This window comes from Pseudoalteromonas sp. SR43-3 (assembly GCF_014163875.1).
GTDB lineage: Bacteria > Pseudomonadota > Gammaproteobacteria > Enterobacterales > Alteromonadaceae > Pseudoalteromonas > Pseudoalteromonas distincta.
On record NZ_JACJEC010000007.1, the window covers coordinates 97,901 to 120,147 of the forward strand.

12 protein-coding genes are annotated in these 22,247 nt (G+C 39.5%); 2 read left to right on the forward strand and 10 right to left on the reverse strand.

The features are described 5' to 3' along the window. Nucleotides 1-198: 198 nt before the first annotated feature. The 7 genes from recD to H5088_RS10840 form a co-directional block, all read right to left on the reverse strand. Nucleotides 199-2,247: an exodeoxyribonuclease V subunit alpha gene (gene recD / locus H5088_RS10810; RefSeq protein ID WP_182752841.1), complete on the reverse strand. Its 2,049-nt coding sequence runs from the start codon at nt 2,245-2,247 to the stop codon at nt 199-201. Beyond that, nucleotides 2,244-5,822, reverse strand: coding sequence for an exodeoxyribonuclease V subunit beta (recB, locus tag H5088_RS10815; protein WP_182752842.1), 3,579 nt, complete (start codon nt 5,820-5,822; stop codon nt 2,244-2,246). Before recB ends, recD begins: the two co-directional genes overlap by 4 nt. Beyond that, complete coding sequence (recC, locus tag H5088_RS10820; protein ID WP_182752843.1) at nt 5,809-9,108, reverse strand: exodeoxyribonuclease V subunit gamma; 3,300 nt, start codon at nt 9,106-9,108, stop codon at nt 5,809-5,811. The genes recB and recC overlap by 14 nt, the downstream gene beginning before the upstream one ends. A gap of 160 nt (nt 9,109-9,268) precedes the next feature. Further along, the gene (locus tag H5088_RS10825; RefSeq protein ID WP_182752844.1) at nt 9,269-10,330 is read right to left on the reverse strand and encodes an alkaline phosphatase D family protein; all 1,062 of its coding nucleotides are present in this window, start codon (nt 10,328-10,330) and stop codon (nt 9,269-9,271) included. After that, complete coding sequence (locus tag H5088_RS10830; RefSeq protein WP_182752845.1) at nt 10,327-11,454, reverse strand: alkaline phosphatase family protein; 1,128 nt, start codon at nt 11,452-11,454, stop codon at nt 10,327-10,329. The genes H5088_RS10825 and H5088_RS10830 overlap by 4 nt, the downstream gene beginning before the upstream one ends. 73 nt (nt 11,455-11,527) lie before the next feature. Further along, entirely contained in the window at nt 11,528-13,897 is a 2,370-nt protein-coding gene (locus H5088_RS10835; RefSeq protein WP_182752846.1) for a TonB-dependent receptor domain-containing protein, read from the reverse strand. Between the two features lie 194 nt (nt 13,898-14,091). Further along, entirely contained in the window at nt 14,092-15,135 is a 1,044-nt protein-coding gene (locus H5088_RS10840) for an alkene reductase (protein WP_182752847.1), read from the reverse strand. Between the two features lie 224 nt (nt 15,136-15,359). Between H5088_RS10840 and H5088_RS10845 the strand changes: the two genes are divergently transcribed. Continuing rightward, nucleotides 15,360-15,749: a DUF2750 domain-containing protein gene (locus tag H5088_RS10845; protein WP_024595957.1), complete on the forward strand. Its 390-nt coding sequence runs from the start codon at nt 15,360-15,362 to the stop codon at nt 15,747-15,749. 66 nt (nt 15,750-15,815) lie between these two features. Here the strand turns inward: H5088_RS10845 and H5088_RS10850 are convergent, their stop codons facing one another. Both H5088_RS10850 and H5088_RS10855 read right to left on the reverse strand, forming a co-directional pair. Continuing rightward, nucleotides 15,816-16,685, reverse strand: coding sequence for an alpha/beta fold hydrolase (locus tag H5088_RS10850; RefSeq protein ID WP_182752848.1), 870 nt, complete (start codon nt 16,683-16,685; stop codon nt 15,816-15,818). A gap of 106 nt (nt 16,686-16,791) precedes the next feature. Then, nucleotides 16,792-18,117 (reverse strand): OprD family outer membrane porin, encoded by a 1,326-nt coding sequence (locus H5088_RS10855; RefSeq protein ID WP_182752849.1) that lies wholly within the window; start codon nt 18,115-18,117, stop codon nt 16,792-16,794. A gap of 624 nt (nt 18,118-18,741) precedes the next feature. Here H5088_RS10855 and H5088_RS10860 point away from each other — a divergent pair. Further along, the gene (locus H5088_RS10860; protein ID WP_182752850.1) at nt 18,742-21,420 is read left to right on the forward strand and encodes a CHASE domain-containing protein; all 2,679 of its coding nucleotides are present in this window, start codon (nt 18,742-18,744) and stop codon (nt 21,418-21,420) included. A 219-nt stretch (nt 21,421-21,639) separates the two neighbouring features. Here the strand turns inward: H5088_RS10860 and H5088_RS10865 are convergent, their stop codons facing one another. Continuing rightward, entirely contained in the window at nt 21,640-22,170 is a 531-nt protein-coding gene (locus H5088_RS10865; protein WP_182752851.1) for a hypothetical protein, read from the reverse strand. Nucleotides 22,171-22,247: the final 77 nt, after the last annotated feature.

A 22,247-nucleotide genomic window follows, 5' to 3' on the forward strand; every position in this document is an offset into this window, starting at 1 on the left:
ATTTATGGGGAATACCACACTACATAGGCTCTGCCTTGGCTAAAAACCAAACACACTACTGCAAATTCACCCACCAAAGATCAACACGCCCGAATACATTCAATATAAAATTAACTTTAGTATAGAAGACATTTATAATAACGCGATAAATAACAAGCAGTTTGAAGCTAAATTATTAATAAAAAATTCAAATTAAGCTTAAAATTGTAACCTTTCATATAAACCAGATGCTCTTGATACGCTTTTATTCATTGCTAGTTGCAGTACTTTTTTGTCAGCCACCAGCTCAAACTTATTTTTAGCGCGGGTTATTCCCGTATACACTAATTGCCTGTTAATACCCATGCGCGCTTGTTTTAGCGGTGGCAGTACCATAGCGGTGTAACTAAACTCTGAACCTTGTGATTTATGAATAGTCATTACGTATACTTTATCGTGTGCAGGGAGTCGTGCTGGCGAAAATGCTCGTTGATTACCTTGCTCGTCAATAAATATGGCTTTGAGCTGATTGCTTTCATCGGGCATTAAAATACCAATATCGCCGTTAAATAACTTAAGCTGGTAATCGTTTTGGCTCACCATAATGGGCATGCCTGTATAATGATGAGTATTAGGGCTAACTGTTATTAAACCTTGCTGTTGCAATACGCGCTCTATTCGCTGATTTAAGCTATGCACGCCGTAATCGCCCTCTCGTACCGCAGCTAAAAGCTGATAACTAGCAAAAGCAGCATGCACCTGTGCAACATCTGCACCTTGGGCAATTAAGTTAAGGTATTTTGCATAATGACTTGCTGCACTTTTAACAAGCTTTTCAATTGGTTTCGCTACAAAGTCGTAATCTAAAATTACATCGTTAAAACGCCCTTCGGTACTTTCTTGCTCAACGTAATTTAAAATACCGGTGTTATTTGTGTTTACCGCAAGTGCGAGTTGACCAATGCCGCTTTGTGCATCAAATCGATAACTGTGCTGTAAAAAGGCAACGCAATCTGCGAGTTTAAATTCACTCACGCTTGGCGCTACGAGCTTAGGCTCATTATTAAAACATAAGCTATTTAGCTCATCACAACGTGCTTGCGAGTAGCGTGGCGTTTGCCCAAGTGTTAAACCTTGGCATAAATCGCTCATTACGCTGCCAGTATCTACCGAGGCCAGCTGGTCTTTGTCACCTAGGAGTATTAATCTCGCATGCGCAGGCAGTGCTTCTATTAATTTAGCCATCAGCGATAAATCGACCATACTGGCTTCGTCAATAATCAGCACATCTAAATGCAGTGGATTGCTTTTGTTATGTCTGAATTTATTAGTAAACGGTTTTACGCCTAATAAGCGATGAATAGTTTGAGCGTTTTGCGGTATCAGCGTTTTTATATCATCAGGAATCGTTGTGAGCTTATTTTTAGCGCCTAAAATAGACTCACTTAAACGTGTAGCGGCTTTACCTGTAGGGGCCACCAGCTTAATGCTAAGCGGCGCGGTTTTATAAAGTGACTGCAAAATAGCCAACAACTTAGTCACTGTGGTAGTTTTACCGGTACCTGGACCACCCGTGATCACGCTAAAGCCTTTGGAGGCAGCAATCGCACACGCCACTTTTTGCCAATCAGTTTCAATTGCAGAATCAGCAGGAAAATAGGTATTTAAAAGTTCTGCCAATATTTCATTATTAATATTGAGCTTTCGCTCGCTCATGCTTAATAGTCTATCTGCGAGTGTTTGCTCATAACCGGCAAGGCGCGCAAAATAAAGTCGCTCTTTAAACAGTTGCAGTGGTTTATTTTCGCCCACGCTTTCATGGTTTTGCAAATAACTGAGCGCTGTATGTACATTAAAGTCATCACTAAACGGGCTTAGCGTACTGGGTACATTGCCATCTAGTTTATTAAAGTCACTGTTGCGCAAGTTAAAAGGATTGCTCCAGTCAACCTCATTTAAAGTTAGGCAGCTATGCTGACTTTGCTGCGATAAGCACAGTAATAAAATAATATAAAACAGTTCATTATGAGGTTGCTCAATGTCATTAGCACACAGTAATTCAGCGAGTTTAACATCAACCACACGTAGTCGGTTTTGTGCTAATAAATACTCAAGTAACGGGACTTCGATAATAGTATTATTTAACACAATGTCCTCTAATGGGACATCTTGTGCTACATTTTTTGAAGTAAGAGGCTCTACGGCTTCATTATTAAGTGTCTCGTCTATATCGTCAAACAAGCCAGGTTGCTCATTTAAATCGCTCATAGCATGGCTCCTTGGCTAAATAAGCCATCTAAAATAATCACTTGTTCTTCAGTTAGCTTTTTAAAGTACACGCCTTGCCCTGCCGGCATCCCACGTAAAAACGTGTAATACACGCCGCCTAAATGAGTTTCTATTGAGTAATCAGCTATACGTTGTTTTAATAAACGATGCAGCGCTACCGTGTAGATTAAATACTGTAAATGATACTGATGACTGCTCATCGCTTGCTCAAGCATATCGCTCTCGTAATCAGCTGGCGTGCTACCTAAATAATTAGACTTATAATCTAAAATATAATATTTGCCTTGGTAGCAAAATATTAAATCGACAAAGCCTTTTAACAAGCCCTTTACGTGCGAAAACTCAAGCTTACTTTGTGTAAAACCAAAATGTTTAACCAGCATTTCGTTTAGCTTTGGTGCACTTAAGCTCTCAAGAGGTAAATTAAATTCCATTTCGACTAGGCAATCTTTGGGTGTAAGCACACCCAATGAAAGAAGGCTTTTTTCTAAAGAACTGTTATCTAGGGGGCACGCAAGAACATCAAGTACCCACTTTTCAGCCACTTCTCGCCATTGATCACCTATGTGGTACTTTTCAAGGCTGCGCTTAACTACTTCAGATAAGTTTTGCTCGGTATTAGTTGGGTGAACTATTGGGCTAGTAAAATCTATTTGTTCAAATATTTCGTGTAAACAGCTACCAGGCTTTGCCCCTTTAGGAAAACTATAAGGTGATGGTAGTTCGTCCTCTTGCACTGCAAACTCGTCTTTTTCGTGATCTTCATCACTTCGCCCTGGGGCTAATTGGTCGCTGTGCTTTTTAAAGCTCAACGCACTAAAGCTGGTTGCTCGCCAGTTACGTTCAATATTTGCTGTTACTTTATTAACACTTAACGTTTGCTGCGCACTTTCACTGTTATTAAAACAAAGTGTTCCCTGCTCTAATAATGTTTGTGAGGTAAATTGCTGATAGCTCATCGCGCTGTTAGCGTCGCAAAACTCACTTAAATGCTTGCGCCATGTTTGGCTACTGGCAAGTTCAAGCCCTGCAAATAAAACATGCCCAAGTGCACTACTTTGCATAGCCAAGCGGCTACTTTGTCCTTGCCCTATGTTATAAACACCAAGCGCACAAAAATGTACGGCGCGAGTAAGTGCTACATAAAGCAGGCGTAAATCTTCAGCTAGGCGTTCTTGTTCTGCTTTTTGAAGGGCATCTTCGTCTTTACTTAAATCGTAAACTAGCTTGCCATTATTATGATAAAGCGCTTCTTTTGTTTCGCGATAGCCACTGGCAAACGGCATAAATACCAAAGGGTATTCAAGCCCTTTTGAGGCATGCATAGTGACAATTTTAACTAAGTTGGCGTCACTTTCTAGGCGTACCTGTACTGTTTCACCGTCTTGTTGGCTTACCTTTTGTGCAAACCATCGCAGTAAACGCAGCGTGCCTTCAAGCTCTATTTGTTTTTGCTGAAGTATTTCGCCCAAGTGCCTAAAGTCCGTCAGCCAACGCTCAACGTTATATCCTAACCCTTGCCATTTAGCGCTAAGCTGGTTATGGCTCATTAAGCGCTCAAGCATTGCCATAGCGCCTTGCTTGTTCCAAATGTGGCTAAGTTGTGCAAAAAAGTTTAAGTAGTCTTGCCATTTATTTTCATCATCAGCGAGTGCATGTATTTCGTTATAACTTAAACAAAATAACGGGCCAGCTAAAACACCGCGCAGCAATGACTCGTCATATTGACCATGCAGCGCTGTTAAAAAGTTAAGTAGGTGATGGCTAAGCTCTTGGCTAAAAACGCTCTCGCGCGATAAATACACGCTGGAAATTTTGGCATCATCTAGCGCTTTTTTCATTATTTGCGCTTCAACACGGTCGCGCACTAATATACAAATATCGGCAGCGCTTACAGGGTTATTGCCAATACACGCGTCCCCCTGTTTTGCTTTTTCAAGCAGGGTCACTATTTTATTCGCAAAGTGAGTGGCTAAATGCGCTTGCCCTACACCTTTGTTAGTTGGTTTGTTTTTTTCATCGGCGGCTTCATCTACAAATACATTAAATTCGAATGCGGTAGCGGGTTTGCCATCAATTAAAAAAGAGTCATCCGCTTTTTTACCTTTAGCAGCCACTGCGTTAAACGGTATGGCGTCGTTATAAATAAAGCTATTAGCGTGTTTGCCAAATAAACTATTAACGCTATTTACTATATCGGTGCTTGAGCGAAAGTTAGTACCCAGCGTAAATTGCTGATCAATCTGTACAGCTTCTTTTGCGCCAATGTATGTAAAAATATCTGCGCCCCTAAAGCCATAAATAGCCTGCTTGGGGTCACCTATCATGGCAAGCGTGGTATTTTGTTGCCCATAAATTTTACTAAAAATACCGTACTGAATCGGATCGGTATCTTGGAATTCATCAATCATGGCAACCGGAAACAACTGCGCAATTTTTTGCGCTAGTACGTCGCCTTGCTCGTTATTAAGCGCACTGTGTAAATTAGTCAATAAGTCATCTGGGGTGATAACGCTTTGCTCTTGCTTGCGCTTCACTATTGCGGCTTTTACCCAGCGTGCTGCATGTTGTACAACGGCTATTTTGAGCCCTTGGTTTATGGTGTTATTAAGGGCGGCAAGCTCGTCAAACTGACTCAGTAATGGATGCACAAATAATGGCTGATTTTTTTTATAATTGTTCACATCGCTTAAGTTTTCTGTACTCCACACTTCAAACGAATACTTGCTAGTGCCAAATTCAAAAAACAAATCGCCGCCTAAACAAAATGCTTCAAGCGCACCAAGGCTGCCTTTTCGTGCTGGCGTTTTAGACCCGCTTAAACCCGAGCTTTTAATAGCACCGATAAACTCTTGCTCTAACACCGCTTTTTTAAATGCAGGCACAAGGGTTATGTACTCGTCACGGGCTTTCCATACATCATCTAAATTTATTTGTGGCGTAATGTGCGCATTAGCTTTGTTTAAAATGCTCGCCACTTGAGCGAATAAAGACTCTGGTGCGGCAAATACATCTAAAATAGCATCGGTGCGTTCTTTATTAAGTGGGTATACAAACGCACGCCAAAAATCTTTAATGGTTTCGAGCAGTATGTCGCGCTCATCTAAAATAAATTCGAGATTAAACGCCACTCCCGACTCAAACGCATGTTGTTTTAGCATCCGCTGACAAAAGCCATGAATAGTAAAAATAGCGGCTTCGTCCATTGATTTAGCAGCTGCATCGAGCAAATCAAACGCGCGGTGCTTATCATCAATTTTGGCAATTACGCCTTCAATGAGTTCGTCGTTTGGGTCTTGCCCAAGCAATGCGTCGCGCGCAGCAATAATTCGGCTACGTACGCGGTCTTTAATTTCTTGAGTGGCAGCGTCGGTAAAGGTTACTACCAAAATTTGCTCAACACTGAGCGGCGTATTTAACTCACCTTCTATTTGCATACCTAGTAAGTAACGTAAATACAGCCCCGTAATTGTATAAGTTTTACCAGTACCCGCACTGGCTTCTATTAAACTTTGACCAATGAGCGGCATAGTAAGAGGATTAAGCGCTTGCATGGCCACTCTCCTTTGCGTGTTCAAATAAAGGCGTGAGCAATTTATCACTCCATTTTATAAATTCTTCTTGGCAGTCGTTTAGCGATTGCACCGTTAAGCGAATATACGGGTTTTCGCCCTCGCCTCGCCCTATGTATTGCGGGCTAAATTTGCTCATTGCTTTTGTTATATCGCCGCCGCTTTTAACGTATTCATAACCACTTACCGGAAAGAACGGCACAGGCTCCGCGCGCAGCGCTTTGTATAACTCAAACCAATCAAGTAACAATGCATCGGCATCAGCTTTATTTATTGGCGCAAAGGTAATTTGCTTATCAAGCCCAAGTAACAATGTTTCTACTTGTTGATCCATACTTTGCGCTGCGAGGTGATAAATAAAGCCTTTAATTAAATCTTTCGCTTTAATACTCGCACTGCGGTAAAACACTTGTTTTTGCAAATACACATGATTGAGCCAGCCCTCTATTTTAGTGCCTTCAATGGTAAGCAAAACTTCTATTGGCTCACTTTTCCCGCCTTTAATGTGCTCTTTTACTTGCCCTGCAAGCGCGTCAACTCGGTGCTCCATACTCTCAAATATGAGACTGCCTACATTGGCTTGAGGTAACTCACCCCGCTGCAGTATTTGCTCGGTACTTAGGGGTTGCTCGTTTATATTGGCTTTAAGTATTTCATCAAGGTAAAAATAACGGCGCAGCGCATCTAGGCTAAAGGGTTCTTCGTCTTTTGCTACTTCGTTAAATTGTGGCAGGCGTAAGCCCAATGTTTGTTGATAAAAGCTCTCTTGTGCGCTGCACACACTTCTAATAAACACATCAAGATCTAGCTGATCTGGCACAGTCACATCAAGCGCAATAACTGGCTCTGCTTTAATTGACTCACTTGGCAGCCAAATTGGATTGTAACTGTGGTTGCTCAGCACAGTATTTGCTTGCTCATCGGCTAAATAGTAATGGCTATTAAAGGGCTGTAAATGCTGCTGATTAATTAGATATGCGGGCAGCGTTTTTTCACTCTTTTCGCTTAATACAAAACTACGCCCAATATATTCTAACAGCTCGCTTACAAGGGTTGATGGCATGCGCGGTTGGTTATCAAAACACGAGCGACCAATGTAACTCATGTATAAGTTGTCGCGGGCACTCAGTAGCGCTTCTAAAAATAAGTAGCGGTCATCTAATTTACGTGATCGGTCACCTTTTTGCTTTTTAGAATAAGGCACTAAGTCAAAACCAATAGGCTGTACGTTACGCGGGTAGTCAGCATCGTTTAAGCCCAGCATGCATACCACTTTAAATGGTACGGCGCGCATGGGCATAAGCGTACAAAAGTTTACTTGCCCAACCAAAAACCGCTGCCCTACGCCTTTTTCTTGAATGCCTTGTTTAACTAAGTAACTAACAATACGCTGCGAAACTGCTTTACTGTAATCGCCGTTGTCGTGGTGTTTTTGTAACTCTTCGAGCACGTTTTGAAGTACTAATAAATCCCAGCTGTCGTCGCTTTCACTTTCGTATATGGCGTTTAATAGCTCGCTTAAAATATGCGCTTTATTAGTGAGCGTATCATCGGGCGTTAGCTGCTCTTTAAAGCTTTGCAGTACATCAATAAAATGCACGAGCTTGTTAAGTGTATCAAGCGCCATGCCTTCTACTTCATCAGCGCTGTAAATACCGTTAAACGGGCATTGTTCGTCGCGCATGGCTATACCAAGCAGTAAACGGTTGAGCCCATGTTGCCAGGTATTTAAATCGATAGCGGGTAAATCAAAGCTGCTTTTATGCGCTGCGTTTATACCCCATTTTACCCCTACACGTTCAAGCCAATATTGAATTTGCTCGTATTCGTGCGCTTCAAGCCCAAACTTTTCGGCTATTTGCGTCACTTGTAATAAATCGAGAATATCCGACACACCAAAGCGCGAAAACGGTAAGTTAGCTAAACTCGCAAATGAACTAAGGACAGGCTTTTCTTGCTCTATGGCTAAATCGGCCAATGCGTACGGAATAAAACGGCTGCCTTGTGCCCCGCCAAAAACGGCTTCAATGTAGGGGCTGTAAGTGCCTACATCGGGCATCATGACAATTATGTCTTTGGGAGTAAGCGTTGGGTTTTGATTAAATAAGTTAAGTAAGTAGTCGTGCAAGCGCTCAACTTCTCTGAGCGGTGTATGGCAATCGCTGAGCGTAATACTGGTGTCGGTTGCGCTGATTGGTAATTTACCTTCGTCGTTTATGAACCACTCTTTGTTATCGGTCAGTGATTCACCTTTAAACGCAAGCTGATAAATCTCGCTTTGTACTTGCCCTAGTAAGGTGTCGTCAAACACATCAATAAAACCATCAATCCAACGGGCATCTAACTGTACAAGTTGTTCAAAATAGTCGCGGCCTAATTTACCCCACGACGATAACAACGGATTACCAATAAAGTAGTATTCTTCATCTGGATTGGTTTGTTTTTTTTGTTGCGCTTCCACCAGCGGCATTTTAGCGTATTTAGCGCTTATTTTAGCTGCTGTTTTTTCATCTATGATATCGCCCCAGTAGTGCTCACTTGGGTTAAAAAAGAATAATATAACCTCTGTTTTTTTACTCAGCGCTTCAAATACGTCTAGCTGGGAGCTGGCAATCGCCGATATACCAAATAAGCTAATGCGTTGGGGCAGTATGCTATTATCCATAGTCTCAAGGGCTGCAAGTAACTGCCCTTGCATATTAGCGCGATGAAATTGGCTTTGCCCAAGGTCTTGGCTTAGTTTTACAATGCGTCGCCATAAGTCAGGTTGCCATGGGGCAATGGCTACATCTACGTCATCAAGCTCATCTTTGCCGCTATCCCATGTGGCTATCCAGTGCGGTCGGTACATTAAATATTGGTCGTACACATCGGCTATTTTTTCGCACAGCGCAAAGGTTTTTTGCCCGTCAATATCGCCCTCTAAATAGGTTTTTAGCGGCAAATAAAGCGGTTCATCAATGCAGGTTGGTAAAATTGCAAACAGTTTCCAAGCAAGGTTGGGCTTATTAAATGCCGACTCTTTAGGAACATTTGGCAGTAATTGCTGATACAACTGCCAAATAAAACTCGACGGCAGCGGAAAATCTACCTGCGCTGCAACCCCTAAGTTTTCGCTCAAACCTATTTTTAACCACTGCGACATACCCGGCGATTGCACTAGCACCACTTCTTTGTCGAACGGGCTTTGCAATGGGTTTATTTTTAACAGCTGGTGGAACTGCGCTTGCAGGGCTTCCATCCGGTTTGATTGAATAATATTTAGCATATAACACTGACCTTGCTTGAGATAAAACCAGTGTAAGATATTTTCAATATTAGGGGTAGCGCAAACAAGTAATTGATATTAATAAATCAGAGAGTTAGCAAGTAATTTAAACGCACAGCATTAATTTTGATCACTGCGCGTTTTTGTTTATAGAGTAATGTTATTTATAAGGGCTAATACTTGATAAACTAAAGTCACTTTGCATTATTACTTCGCCATCAATGCCTTTTAATTTAAGTGAAATAGTGGGATCAATTTGCTGCCAGTCTATGCTTAAATCACCATAATTTACGTTATGGGTAAAATTCCCTACTCGGTGTTTGTTAGGGCTTACGTCTTTCCACTTTTCAGTTAAGCCAGAGCTGGTCATCTCAATTAATGGGTAATCAAGGTTTTGCTGATACTTAGATATTTCACCCCAGTGTGTGTCACCGCTTATAATCACTACCCCATTTACTTTATGCTTTTTAATCAATGCAAATAAACGGTTTCTATCATCAGGAAAGTTTGCCCATGACTCCCAACCTGTAAAATCGGGTAAAAGCTGTAAGCTTGAGGCAATTAGCTTTACTGCTGCGGGCTTTTTAAGCTCTTGCTCAAGCCATTGCCACTGCGCTTCACCTAGCATTGATGCGCCCTTCACTTCACTGGGACTATACGGGCCTTGGTTATTAAGTTTGCGCTTAGTGTAGTATTCAAGCTCACCTACATGGTTTAGCGCATCACGGTTCCAACGTAAATCAGGCATTATTACTTGTATGGTTTGCTCATTTTCACCATATATGTACGAGGTATAAATTCCATCAGGGCGAGTGCGACGCGCTGAGTTTACAGGTTCATCCCAAAAATTAAGCATAATTTGGCGTGATTGCTCTTTATGCGGATACTCTTTACCTGCATCGTTTTGGCCATAATCGTGGTCATCCCACATAGCAATAATAGGCGTTTGCGCTTTTAACGTTTTAAAACCAGGCTTTGCCCCTAAACGTTGGTACTTATCGGCAAGTACATCCATATCGTTGGTATCGCCGTAGATATTGTCACCCAAAAATATAAACAAATCGCCTTTCTCTTTGTTAATTGCATTAAATATGGGTATCTTTTTATCTTGATGCCCACACGAACCAAATAGAATTTTAGATGGCGCGGCAGTAACACCTGTACTAATAACCAAACTCAACACCAAGGCAAATAGGGTTAATGGTTTTAATAGGTTCTTCATTTTAAAATCTCGCTAATAGCAGGCGCCATATTTGAATTTATTTCATTTGGGTTCTGCCCAAGCGCCTTTAAAACGGTCGCCGCTATTTGCGCTTGTTTAAGCTCATTTTTAGTTTTAATTAAGCCACTACCTTTTATTGCAGGACCAATGGCCGCAAGCCAAATATGTTCAGAGCCGACAATTCCTTCTGGGTAGGTATTTTCACCTAACTCTAGCTCAGCAAGTGCACGTTTAGAGCTGTGATGTTGCCAATCGTTGGCATTATTGCCACGGCCGTGATCAGTAGTAATAATTAGTGTGGTGTTATTTTTATAACCCGCTGTAGTTTGAATGGTTGCCCATAAGTCTTTTATAAACGCGTCACTTTGCCTTGCCGATTTAAGGTATTGATCGTAATGACCATCATGCGCAAAGTCATCGGTTTCACCTAAACTTATCACTAACAACTTAGGCTTTTTAGCCAACATATACGCTTTAGCAAAGCGATATGTAAAACTGTCTAGTCGTACGTTATACCAAGGACTGGGGATTTCGTTTTGTAGCGCATTTAACAGTGGCGCATCTGTGAATAAATTCTCTTCAATTGACATAAAACCTGCATTTACATACACGTTACTGCGCTTAGTATTTACAATGTATGGGAATACATCCCAACTACCAAATAAGGCTATGCTATCTTTAAACTCAGGTAACTTATCTAAACGCTCTAAAATAGTTTTATTTGGGTTGAGCACTTTGTTATTACTATTTATATTTTCGTCAACTTCACCGGTGAGTATTTCGTTATAACCAGGGTATGAAAAATACCACGGGTTACTTACCGACATAGTAGAGCCGTTAGCTCTATCGCCAATTATAATCCCTTTTTTAGCCACTACTTGCGTTAAAAAAGGCATTAGTAATTGCTGGCGCTCATTTGCTGTTTTTGCCCAAAACTGGGTCTTTAATTGCTCTGGCTTTTTAACAAAATCAGTATTATTAATTAAGCTATTATCAGCCCCATAAAATACTTCTTGCCAGCGTACTCCATCAAGCGTTACCAGCACTACATTTTGCGCTGCTGTTGCAAAGTTACTCGCTAATACACTTAAGCTAAATAGTGTTACTTTTATAATTGTTTTCATCGCGTTTGCGCCTTTTCATATAATAAAGCCCATCAATGATGGGCTTTATTTTAATTCAATTACTAAAACTTAATTAAAAGTCAGCGGTAAATGTAACTGCTGCGGTGCGTGGCGCGCCAATGTAATAAGTAGCGCCGTTACCAGTACCACCTGCTAAGTAGCTTTTGTCAGTAACGTTATAAACAACAAACGATACGTCAATGGCTTTAAACGGACCTGCATCTACGTCAGTTGAATAACCTGCATTAAAATCAAGTACGGTGTAGCCGTCTACTTTATTACGCGTGCGATTGTCTTCGTCTTGCCATGCACCTAAGCGCTCACCGGTGTATTTAGCGGATAAACCAACACGAAAGCCATCGCTAAAGTAATCGGTAGATACCACAAATAAATCTTCTGATGAATCTATTATGCTGTCGCCTTTTCTAAAGCTCGGTGCTACCTCATTACCACTTTCATCTCTTAATATTACACCCTGTGAATCGTATGCATTTGGATCATCGGATGAATACTCAGAACTGCTATTAGTATACGACGAGTACACGCTCCAGCTTGGTGTTAACATATAGCTTGCTGCAAGCTCAAGCCCATTTGAGTCAATACCCCCTACATTTACGTACGAGCCATTCGTACCAATGGTGTAATCAATGCCGTCTGTGCCACTACCAGGGGCAATAAAGGTAATGCGGTTATCAAACTTAACACTGTAAGCCGTTGCTGTAAGGGTTAATCTGTCGGCTTGGTAACGTACACCAAAGTCGATGTTGTCGGCAGTTTCTGGCTCTATGTTTGTAAGTGTTGAGCTATCTCGCTCAAGCACACCGTCTTTTATTGCTGAAAAATTCTCGCTGTAACTAGCAAATAATTCTGTGCTGTTATTTAGTTGATACAATACGCCACCGCTAAATAACACGTCTGAGTCGCTATCTACTTTATCTGATCTTTCGTTAGCAAAGTGGTCATACTTTTGTAATTCAACTAAATACTGTTTTGCACCAATATTTAATGTTAAGTCACCAAAATTAATCGAGTCTTGTAAGTACCATTTGAATGTATCGGTATCAAAAGTGTTTTTGTATTGTGTCCAGTAAGGCGTGCTATCAAAGTGATGATAAATACGCGCGTCAATTACTTTGTGCCAATCACGCGATTCATCACGCTCACTTTGCTCATACCAAAAGCCCGCTTCTATATCGTGATCACCAAATGTAGCTTGGTAATTTGCCGTTACACCTAAACGATCTTTGTTGTAATGCGTATGGCGGTAAGACATAACCGGCGTTGCTGTTGCATCGTAACACGCAGGATTTAAACCAGGACCCGACTCCCATGGCCAGCTCAAACTTTGCGTACAATCGGCATTGGGTGCAAGCGGGTTGCCTTCACTATCAGCAAAACCATAAGAGCCTGCATTAGTGCCACCCTCAGTTGTTGGGTCGCCATTTTCATCAACAGGCGTTGTTAAATAAGGTGGGATCCAATCGCCGCGACCTGAATTTTTATGATAATAAGGGCTAACAGTTAATAATGAAGTTGCTGAAATCGCGTATTCAAATTTTAAATAGCCTAAGGTATTTTCACGAAGCGTTCCCCAACCTTCTGCAAACATTTGGTCAAAGTGCGGAACTCCCGTCCAATTCCATGTTAGCTGATCCCAATCGGGTGTTTGTTCAAACTGCTCAAGGCTTACGCTGTTATAGTTTGTCTCGCTTACATCATCGTAAGATAAACGACCAGTGAGCGTTAAATCGTCAAAATTAGATACAAACTTAAGCTCAGCGTGTTGGTTGTCTTTGCCCCCATTACTGCCTGAACCAATCCAGCGGCTTGTATCTGTTTGCGAGTAACTTACGTACGCTTGTGTGTTATTAAAAACAGTGCCTGTTTCGTGTTTAATATAATAACGCGTGGCATCGTGGCTGCCTGATGTATAAGCAAAGGTAGTGCCTTTTTCAAGGCTTGGGTCTTTACTTACAAAGTTAAATGTCCCGCCTAGTGCTTCAAGTGAAGCCGACTTAATATCAGACGTACCTTGACCTACTTCTACTGTTGCTAAATTTTCGCTCTCCAAGTAACGGTTAGCTTTAGCACCACCGCCGTAATTAGAGCCACCATTGGGAATGCCATCAACGGTCATACCTAATTGTTGTTGGTTTCCATCAATACTAAAACCACGCATAGTGATTGTAGTAGACCAATCGTCGCCACCAAATGCATCACCTTCGTTTATGCTAATCCCTGGTAAATTATCAATAACCGATAATATGCTCGATACCGAACTTTGTTGCTCAAGCATTGCAGGCTCAATAACATTGTTAGCGTAGCTAGTTGGTTTAGCAACCACGGTTACTTCTTCTATGGTGTTGTCGTTAGCATAAGTAGATGTTGATACCGCCATAGCAACTGCCATGCTCAATAGCGATTTGTTTTTTAAAGCGTACATTGTTGTCCCGTTTAGTTTTAATTATGAAATATGAAAACGCGGACAGTATGAATTTTAAATATGACAACGAGGATGAACTTTATTTACATAAAGGTTAAACAAATATGGAAGATTTATGGCGAGAATATGTACAAAAAAAGACACCCAAAGGTTTAGCTTAAGGTGCCTTAATCACTAAATATAATACTTAGCTGTTACTTTAATTCAGCTAGCATTTCATCGCTGTAAGGTACTAACTCTTCACCGTTTGCAATTTTGCTAATGTAATCTGGGTTTGCGATAAGTGGGCGACCAATAGCGATTAAATCAAACTTAGCATCGTTAATTGCCTCTTTTGCTGACTCAAAAGTATAGCTGCCTACGCCTACTAATGTACCTTTGTAGCCTGCACGTAAAAATTCAGACGTCGTTTTACCTTCAAGCGAATCAAACGTTGAACTGTCGTCAAAAATACCGCCGTGTAAATATGCTAAATCTCTCTTCTCAAGCTCTGGTAATAAGTAATCAAATACCGCTTTATCACGGTTATCTTCGCTCATATTAAAATAAGCACCCGGTGTAACACGTAAAGCAGTACGCTCATTACCTACAGCGGCAATAACTGCATCGGTTACTTCTAATGCAAAACGCGACATATTTTCAGGCGTTTGACCGTATTCGTCGCTGCGCGTATTTGCAGCGTAATGTAAAAACTGGTCAATCAAATACCCGTTAGCACCGTGAATTTCTACCCCGTCAAAACCCGCTTCAATCGCATTTTCTGCCGCTTTTGCGTAATCAGCTACTAGGCCCTTAATGTCATCTATAGTCGCTGCTTTTGGTGTGATATATGTAAGCTCACGCATACGAGGTACAGAGCCTTCAACGCCAATTGCCGATGGTGCCAGTACATCGCCATCAAAAAAGTGAGGATGTGCAACACGGCCAACATGCCAAAGCTGTGCAAACATTTTGCCGCCATTAGCGTGCACTGCATCAGTTACTTTTTTCCAACCTTGAATTTGCTCACTGGTAAATAAACCTGGTGTATTTGGGTAACCTTGCGCGTCTGGACGAATAATAGTTGCTTCGCTAATAATTAAACCGGTTTCGGCACGGCGAGCATAATATTCAACCATATCTTGTGTTGGCACTAAGTTATCGTCAGCCATACAACGCGTTAATGGCGCCATAAGTACGCGGTTTTTAAGCTCAATCGTATTATTTAGTTTAAACGGAGCAAGTAAATCAGTAGTCATTTTTCAATCCTTCATTAAGTATATGCTTACTACAATGTGGCCTTTTTACAAACATTCAAGCTTATTTTGAATGATCGCTCAAATTAGTTGTGATTTATACTGCTCAATATACAAATTAGATCTGCATTGCTGAAATTAAATAGCAACTTTTCAACACTCTGTCATATAACTCGATATACTTGTGTGCATATAATTGAGATATAGTAATTAAGAGTGAGCTAATTATGACAACGCCAAATTTAAGCGAAGAACAAGCAGTAATTTTAGGGCTTGGGGCAAAAAAACGCCTAGCCTATATGTTCGAAACCGTACAACAATTTAAACAAGTATGGATTTTAAACGACGATGATGGCTGCGTTATGCTTGCCAACGAAGATGACGACTGCGTACCAGTTTGGCCAACTCGCGAATTTGCAGAAGCATGGGCAACTGGCGAATGGGCTGGCTGCAGCGCTAAAGCAATTCCACTTGCTGATTGGTTTAGTCGCTGGACACCAGGCCTTGAAGAGGATGATTTACTTATTGCTGCCTTTCCTACTGAGGAAGACGACGGCACGATATTGTTTTCAGACGAGTTTGAAAAACAATTAAGAGCACCGAAGAAAAAATATTAAGGTTCAAAGCCTAAATACTCAGAGTTATTAATTTATAAACGCGGCACTTAATTTAGTGCCGCGTTTTTATTGGCAATTTCTAAAATCCAAATAAGCCTGCGTAATAGCATCTGGACTTTCTACTTGCGGATAATGCCCAAGCTCTACAAACTCTTGTACGCGCGCATTGGGAATAAGCTTTTTATAATGTTCAATCATGTGCTTACCAGAGATAGGATCTTCTGCGCCTGCTATAAACGTAAGTGGTATATTGCTATTTATGATGGCACCCACCCAGCGTTCTCGGTTTTGCTGCCTCTGCTTTATATAGCTAATGAGTTTAGGCATAACGGCTAAACCATCTTTATAAATTAGCAACTCCCAAAGTGTGTCTACCACTTGTTTTGAGGGCGGTGTACTTTTACTAAAAATAGTCACTAAATTATTGGCAAATTTTTGTTTATTCATTAATTTTGGCACTATCCAACCTAGCTTTGAAAGTAAAAGCTTTTGTATAAATAATGGTTTATGCACCTCAGGAAATAACCCACCATTTAAAAAACACACGCTGTTTATCTTAAAGTCACTTTGGCTAACTACTTGCCTTGCTAATAACTCTTGAGCCACTGTATCGCCATAGTCATGAGCTAAAATATGTACGTCATTAATATTTAACGTTTTTAAAAATTGGGTATATAAGTCGGCTTGTTCGGTAATTTTATAAGTAGCGTTTATTGGTTTATCTGACAAACCAAAACCTAGCATATCGAGCGTAATTACAAAATAATGTTCACTAAGTGTTTGCCACATACCTTCCCAATCCCAGCTAGCACTTGGAAAGCCATGTATTAAAAGCAGCGCAGGCTTAGTTATATCACCAGCTATTTTTGTAAATATTTGATGGCCAGAAATATGAGTGAATTGGCCCTGCGATTGCCACTGTTGAAGAGAAAACATATATTAGCTTTATTTTTATTATCTATTTGTTAGTTTTATCATAGTGGTAATTAATAAAGGAAATAAAACCAATGTATAAATTTGCATTGGCTTATTAAACGTTATTTTAAAATTTGATAGTGTAATCTACATAAACTCGGTGGTCGGCTCTGTCGCCTTTAACACCATCAACGCTGCCTGATTTTTCGGTTGTATAATCTACAAATAACCAGCGCAAACTTAAGCCTTTTATTTTCTCAACTTTATAGCGCGTATCTACAGCCCAATATTTTTCATCAGCTGTGCCAGCTAACTTACCCAGCGCAGAGTTTTCAGCATCGCTACCGCTTGTGTAGTAAAACTTTGTTGTTAAACCTGGCGATACTGCTTTTAAATCAATGCCAAAACGTGCCTGCCACGTTGCCTCGTTTTGATTTGTTAAATCGGCACCAATCAATGAGCGAGTTGGAAATGGGTTTGTACCATGATCGCCACTAAAGTTATCTTCAATCCAAGCATCACTTACCTTAGTAAATGCCGCACCTACACTCCAAATATCTTTTTTCCAATCAGCATCTAAGTAATAGGCAAATCCATCGTTTTCACTTTTAGTTAAACCTGTTAAAGCATCAGGTGCATCCTCATCATCTAAATCACCGCCCTCTGCGCCTGTTACAAATAAATCACCATCATCTTGTGAGGTAAATATGCCAGTTGAAAGGGTTAACTTACTTTGCTCAAGTTTAATGTCGTAACTGATTTTTAATCCCATTTTACTTAGATAATTGTGCGAATTTAAATATTCAGCCTCTAATGTTATGTCGTCTTTTTTATGCTTAGCACCTACGCCCCAAATTACGCTAATGGCGCCAGGTGCCGATTGGTCGGTAGAAAAGTCTTCCCATCTTTCATCATGTCGACGGCTCCATTTGTCGTATACGTAACCATATAATTTAGTGTTGCCGATTTTATAGTCGCCAAAAACACCTCGAAAAGTATTAGGAATAGCACGGCTGCCTGAGCTTTTTAAAAGCATGCTTTTGGTTTTTTGCCCACCTACTTTAACGTGACCGTTTTTGCCCAATTTAAAATCTAAAAAATATTGACCAAATTTAGAAAAGCTATCGTCTACTCCACCACTCTCATTACCTGCTGGTAAAATATTACCTGCGGCTGAACCTGTAGAGTTAATATTCATTACGGTGTAAGTCGATACACCCACACTCAATAAATCATTTATATAACCTGATGTGTAATTGAGCTCTATACCTTGAGCAAAAGTTGAATCGTCACTTGCGTCGTTATCGTAGTCACGGTCGAAATAAATTGATCTAAGTTTTAAATTAAATTCATCTTGTTCTGTCAGCCCATTAACAGCGGCATACGAAGGAATAGAAATGCATGTTAATACTGCGCCTGTTGCCGCAAGTAATTTAGATACTCGGTGAGCCATAGTTATCTCCGTTACCTTGTTTTTGAAGTTTTTACTGTGCAGCACATAGGGATGTGTATGCTTTTTGACCTACACGGCAAACATGTCATAAGGTAATTACATTTCAAGTAATTACCTTTCTTTCATGCTAGTAAATATAGAACAATATAAATTTATAATGTTTTAATTTTTATATTATAAAATAGTAAGAGTTTGTTTTATTTCGGATGAATTGTAAAAATTGGTAAAGATTACCTCTTACTCACTCGTATCTAAGTCGCTAATTTTATTTAAAAAAGCCTCATAATATTAATTAAATTTTACTTGATTTAAACTTACCTAAGTAAAGTTATGAGCAGCTGATTTCTTCTAAAAATCAATAGGCACAAAAACCAGCGCCTTTTGCTACTACTTTTGTTGGTATCTATAAAGTGATGCAGAATTTATAAATTATCATATTTATATGTATTTTAATTTTATCTTGAGGCTTAAAATCAACTTTTTAGACTCCCCCTACTCTAAACCTCTATAAAATATATACATTCCAATTAATAACAAAGTTGTGTCTTGAATAATAGGTGCTATATTTATCACGTTATTAAAATAGAAACACACTTACTGCGACTCATGAAAAAGGATTAATTAATGATTCAAGCACGACCGGTTAATAAAGGGTTATTAATCTCACTGCTTCCTCACGTCATTTTATTAGTTGCGGGCATTATACTTACCTACTTTGCTCATATTAAACACCAAGAAGCCATAAAAAATACAATAAACAATGCGCTTGATAACCGCCTCTCATCGCTTTCTACAGGTATTAACAGCAGGCTCGATTTGTATCAATATGGGCTGTTTGGTTTAAAGGGCTTTGTACATGGGATAGGTGCAAATAACTTAAACTATCAAGCCATAACTAACTACTCTGGGAGCCGTAACTACGCTAAAGAATTCCCTGGAGCTAATGGTATTGGCTATATAAAAAAAGTTGGCGTTGAGCAATTAAATAAATTTTTGAATGATGCAAAAAACGATAGACCCGATCAGACATTTAATTTGAATACACTCGTAGCGACTAGTGATGAGCATTTTATAATTCAATATATTTTTCCTGAGCAAAAAAACTTACAAGCAATTGGATTAGATATTGGATCTGAGAGCATGCGCAAACAGGCAGCACTAAATGCTGCCATAAATAATACAACCCAATTAACGGCGCCACTGACTTTAGTACAAGCGAATAAACTCTCGCAACAAGGCTTTTTAATATTAGTGCCAATATATAAAACCATTACTATTTCTGATAATAAAAAACAGCGCCTTAATGAGCTTTTAGGTTGGGCATATTCGCCGTTGTTAATTGATAAAATTTTAGACTCACTTTCACACCTTGATGAAAATCAACTAACGATAAGTGATATAAATAACAATATTGAGACTGACTTTTTTAGTTATGGCATAAAAAGTAAAACTAACGATTATCAATTAACTAAAATTATAAAGTTAATGGGTAGAACGTGGAAAATTACCATTGATGCCTCAGACGCCTTTATTTACAACCTTCATCTCCCTAGTCGGTATCAAGCCATTGTTAATGGCTCTTTCGCCACTGTTGTCTGTATGTTTGTAGTTTTTTTAATGCAATTGTTTATTTTTAGAAGAAACCAAAGAATTAAGAGAAAAACACTTCAGGCTAAAAAAAATAAACTCGCATTGCAGCAAGCAAATTTAAAACTAGAAAGCGAAGTTAAACAACGTACGCAAGAAATAGCCGATATGAGCATGCTCCAACAAAGTATTTTAAACAGTGCTAGTTATTCAATTATAGCGACCGACACAAGCGGCTTAATCACTCTATTTAATCCCGCCTCTGAAAAGTTATTAGGCTACAAAGCGCAAGATGTTATTGGCATTAAAAACCCAGGCATATTTCATTTAAAAGAAGAAATTATAAAAAAGGCTAAACTACTTAGTGTTGAATTAAATAAACCTGTCACCCCTGGTTTTGAAGTATTTATCTTAAAAGCAACAGCAACAGAGCCAGATATTAATCAATGGACATACATTTCTTCTACAGGCGAGCAAATACAAGTTAATTTAAGTGTCACTTCGTTGTTAAATAACGAAGGAGACACCGTTGGCTACTTAGGTATTGCTTACGATTTAACAGAACAAATTGACCACGAGCAAGCCCTTGGTCACTCAAAAGAACTTGCTGAGCAAGCATCGCAAGCAAAGTCTGAGTTTTTAGCAAATATGAGCCACGAAATACGAACCCCGATGAACGGTATACTTGGCACATTACAACTATTACAAGAACAACCGCTTAATGAAAAATCAAAAGAGTATTTAAAAAAATCACTGTATTCAACTCGAGCTCTCACCACCATTATTAACGATATTCTTGATTTTTCTAAAATAGAGGCCGGCAAGCTCTCATTAGAGCATAAGCCTTTTGATTTTTTTGAACTTATTCATCACTTAGAGTCAGACCTAGGTGTGCAAGCAACAGATAAAAACATTTACCTTAAATTTGTGATTGATATTGAGCACAAGCATTGGGTGGGCGACCCAGTTAGACTCAGGCAGGTATTTTTAAACTTAATATCTAACGCGATTAAGTTTACATCTCAAGGTGGCGTTACAGTAACGTTTAGGCTAACCGACGAAAACAAAATATGTTGTTGTATATCAGACACCGGAATTGGAATTTCTGAGCAGGCAATTGATCGATTGTTTGAGCGCTTTGAACAAGCTGAGCAATCAACCACGCGTGAATATGGTGGTACGGGCCTTGGCTTACCCATCACTAAATCATTAATAGGCCTGATGAATGGCGAAATTAAAGTAACAAGCCAGTTAGGTTCAGGGAGTCAGTTTTATGTGTACTTACCATTAAAACAAGCGCAGGTGGATGACAGCACATTAATAACTAAAAATATTGAGCTTCCTGACCTATCTGGAAAAATTATTTTATTAGCTGAAGATAATAAAATAAATCAGCTTGTTGCAGCTGCGATGCTTGAACCAACTAAAGCCACCATTATTATTGCCAACAATGGTTTAGAAGCGATTTCATTATACGAGTTACACAAACCAGACATTATTTTTATGGACATTCAAATGCCAAAAATGGATGGTCTTCAGGCATGTAAAATAATTAAGACACTTAATAGCGAACAAATTGTTATTGCATTAACTGCTAATGTTTTTACAGAACAAAAAGAAATATACAGGCGGTTATTTGATGGTTACGTTTCAAAACCAATCGAGAAACATGAACTTGTCGGCATGTTATCGACACTTTGCTTAGTAAATAATTAGTCATTCTGAAGGCATTAAAAAACCCAGTTATTGTTACCTTTCGATATTAATAACTGGGCTCTAAGAATAATGGTGGGAGAGGGAGCCTTAAAAGCACAACATCCCACTGATTAATAACAAAAAATACCGTTAAAAATAAAACCAAGGAATACCAATAGGTATACTAAAAGCTATTTATCTTTAAAAATAACTAAAGCGGTCGAAAAAACTCAGCTCGTCCTACTCTCCCAAAGCAGACAACAACCTAGTAATCTTACCATCAATAGTCGATAAGTCTTCTCTTATGGCTTTAATATTAGAGCTATCATCAAAAGCTCTCTGTTTGTGTTTGTAAGGTTCTTGTACTTTTGTATCTTTAGAAATCAGCTTAGGATTTTTCCTAGCGTAATTTATTAGCTTTTCAATATATTTAGATTGGGATATTTCATCCGCGTCACTAAGCGCCTTTAGTTTATCACGCGCTGATCTAGACACCTCCAGCTGAAGTTTACACACTTTATTAGAGGTATTTTTTAAGCCTCTTTCATAGCTTTTCCATGCTTTATAGAGCTTATCAAGGTTAACTTTTTGACTATCTTGATTATCACTTATACGTTTTATTTCATCTCTAATAAAGCTATCTAATGTGGCATCTGGAAATTTAAAATAATTACTATAACTGTCATAGTGACATGCTAGCCAGTTACGCAAGTCTTCGTTATCTTCCTTGACCCAAGTCAAAATTTTCTTGTTATAAATCCAACCTGTCATTAGTTCTTCCTTGTGTTTGTAGATTTCATCCAAGACAATAATTTAATACCTATTAGTTAGCAAATATTTCTTTGAAT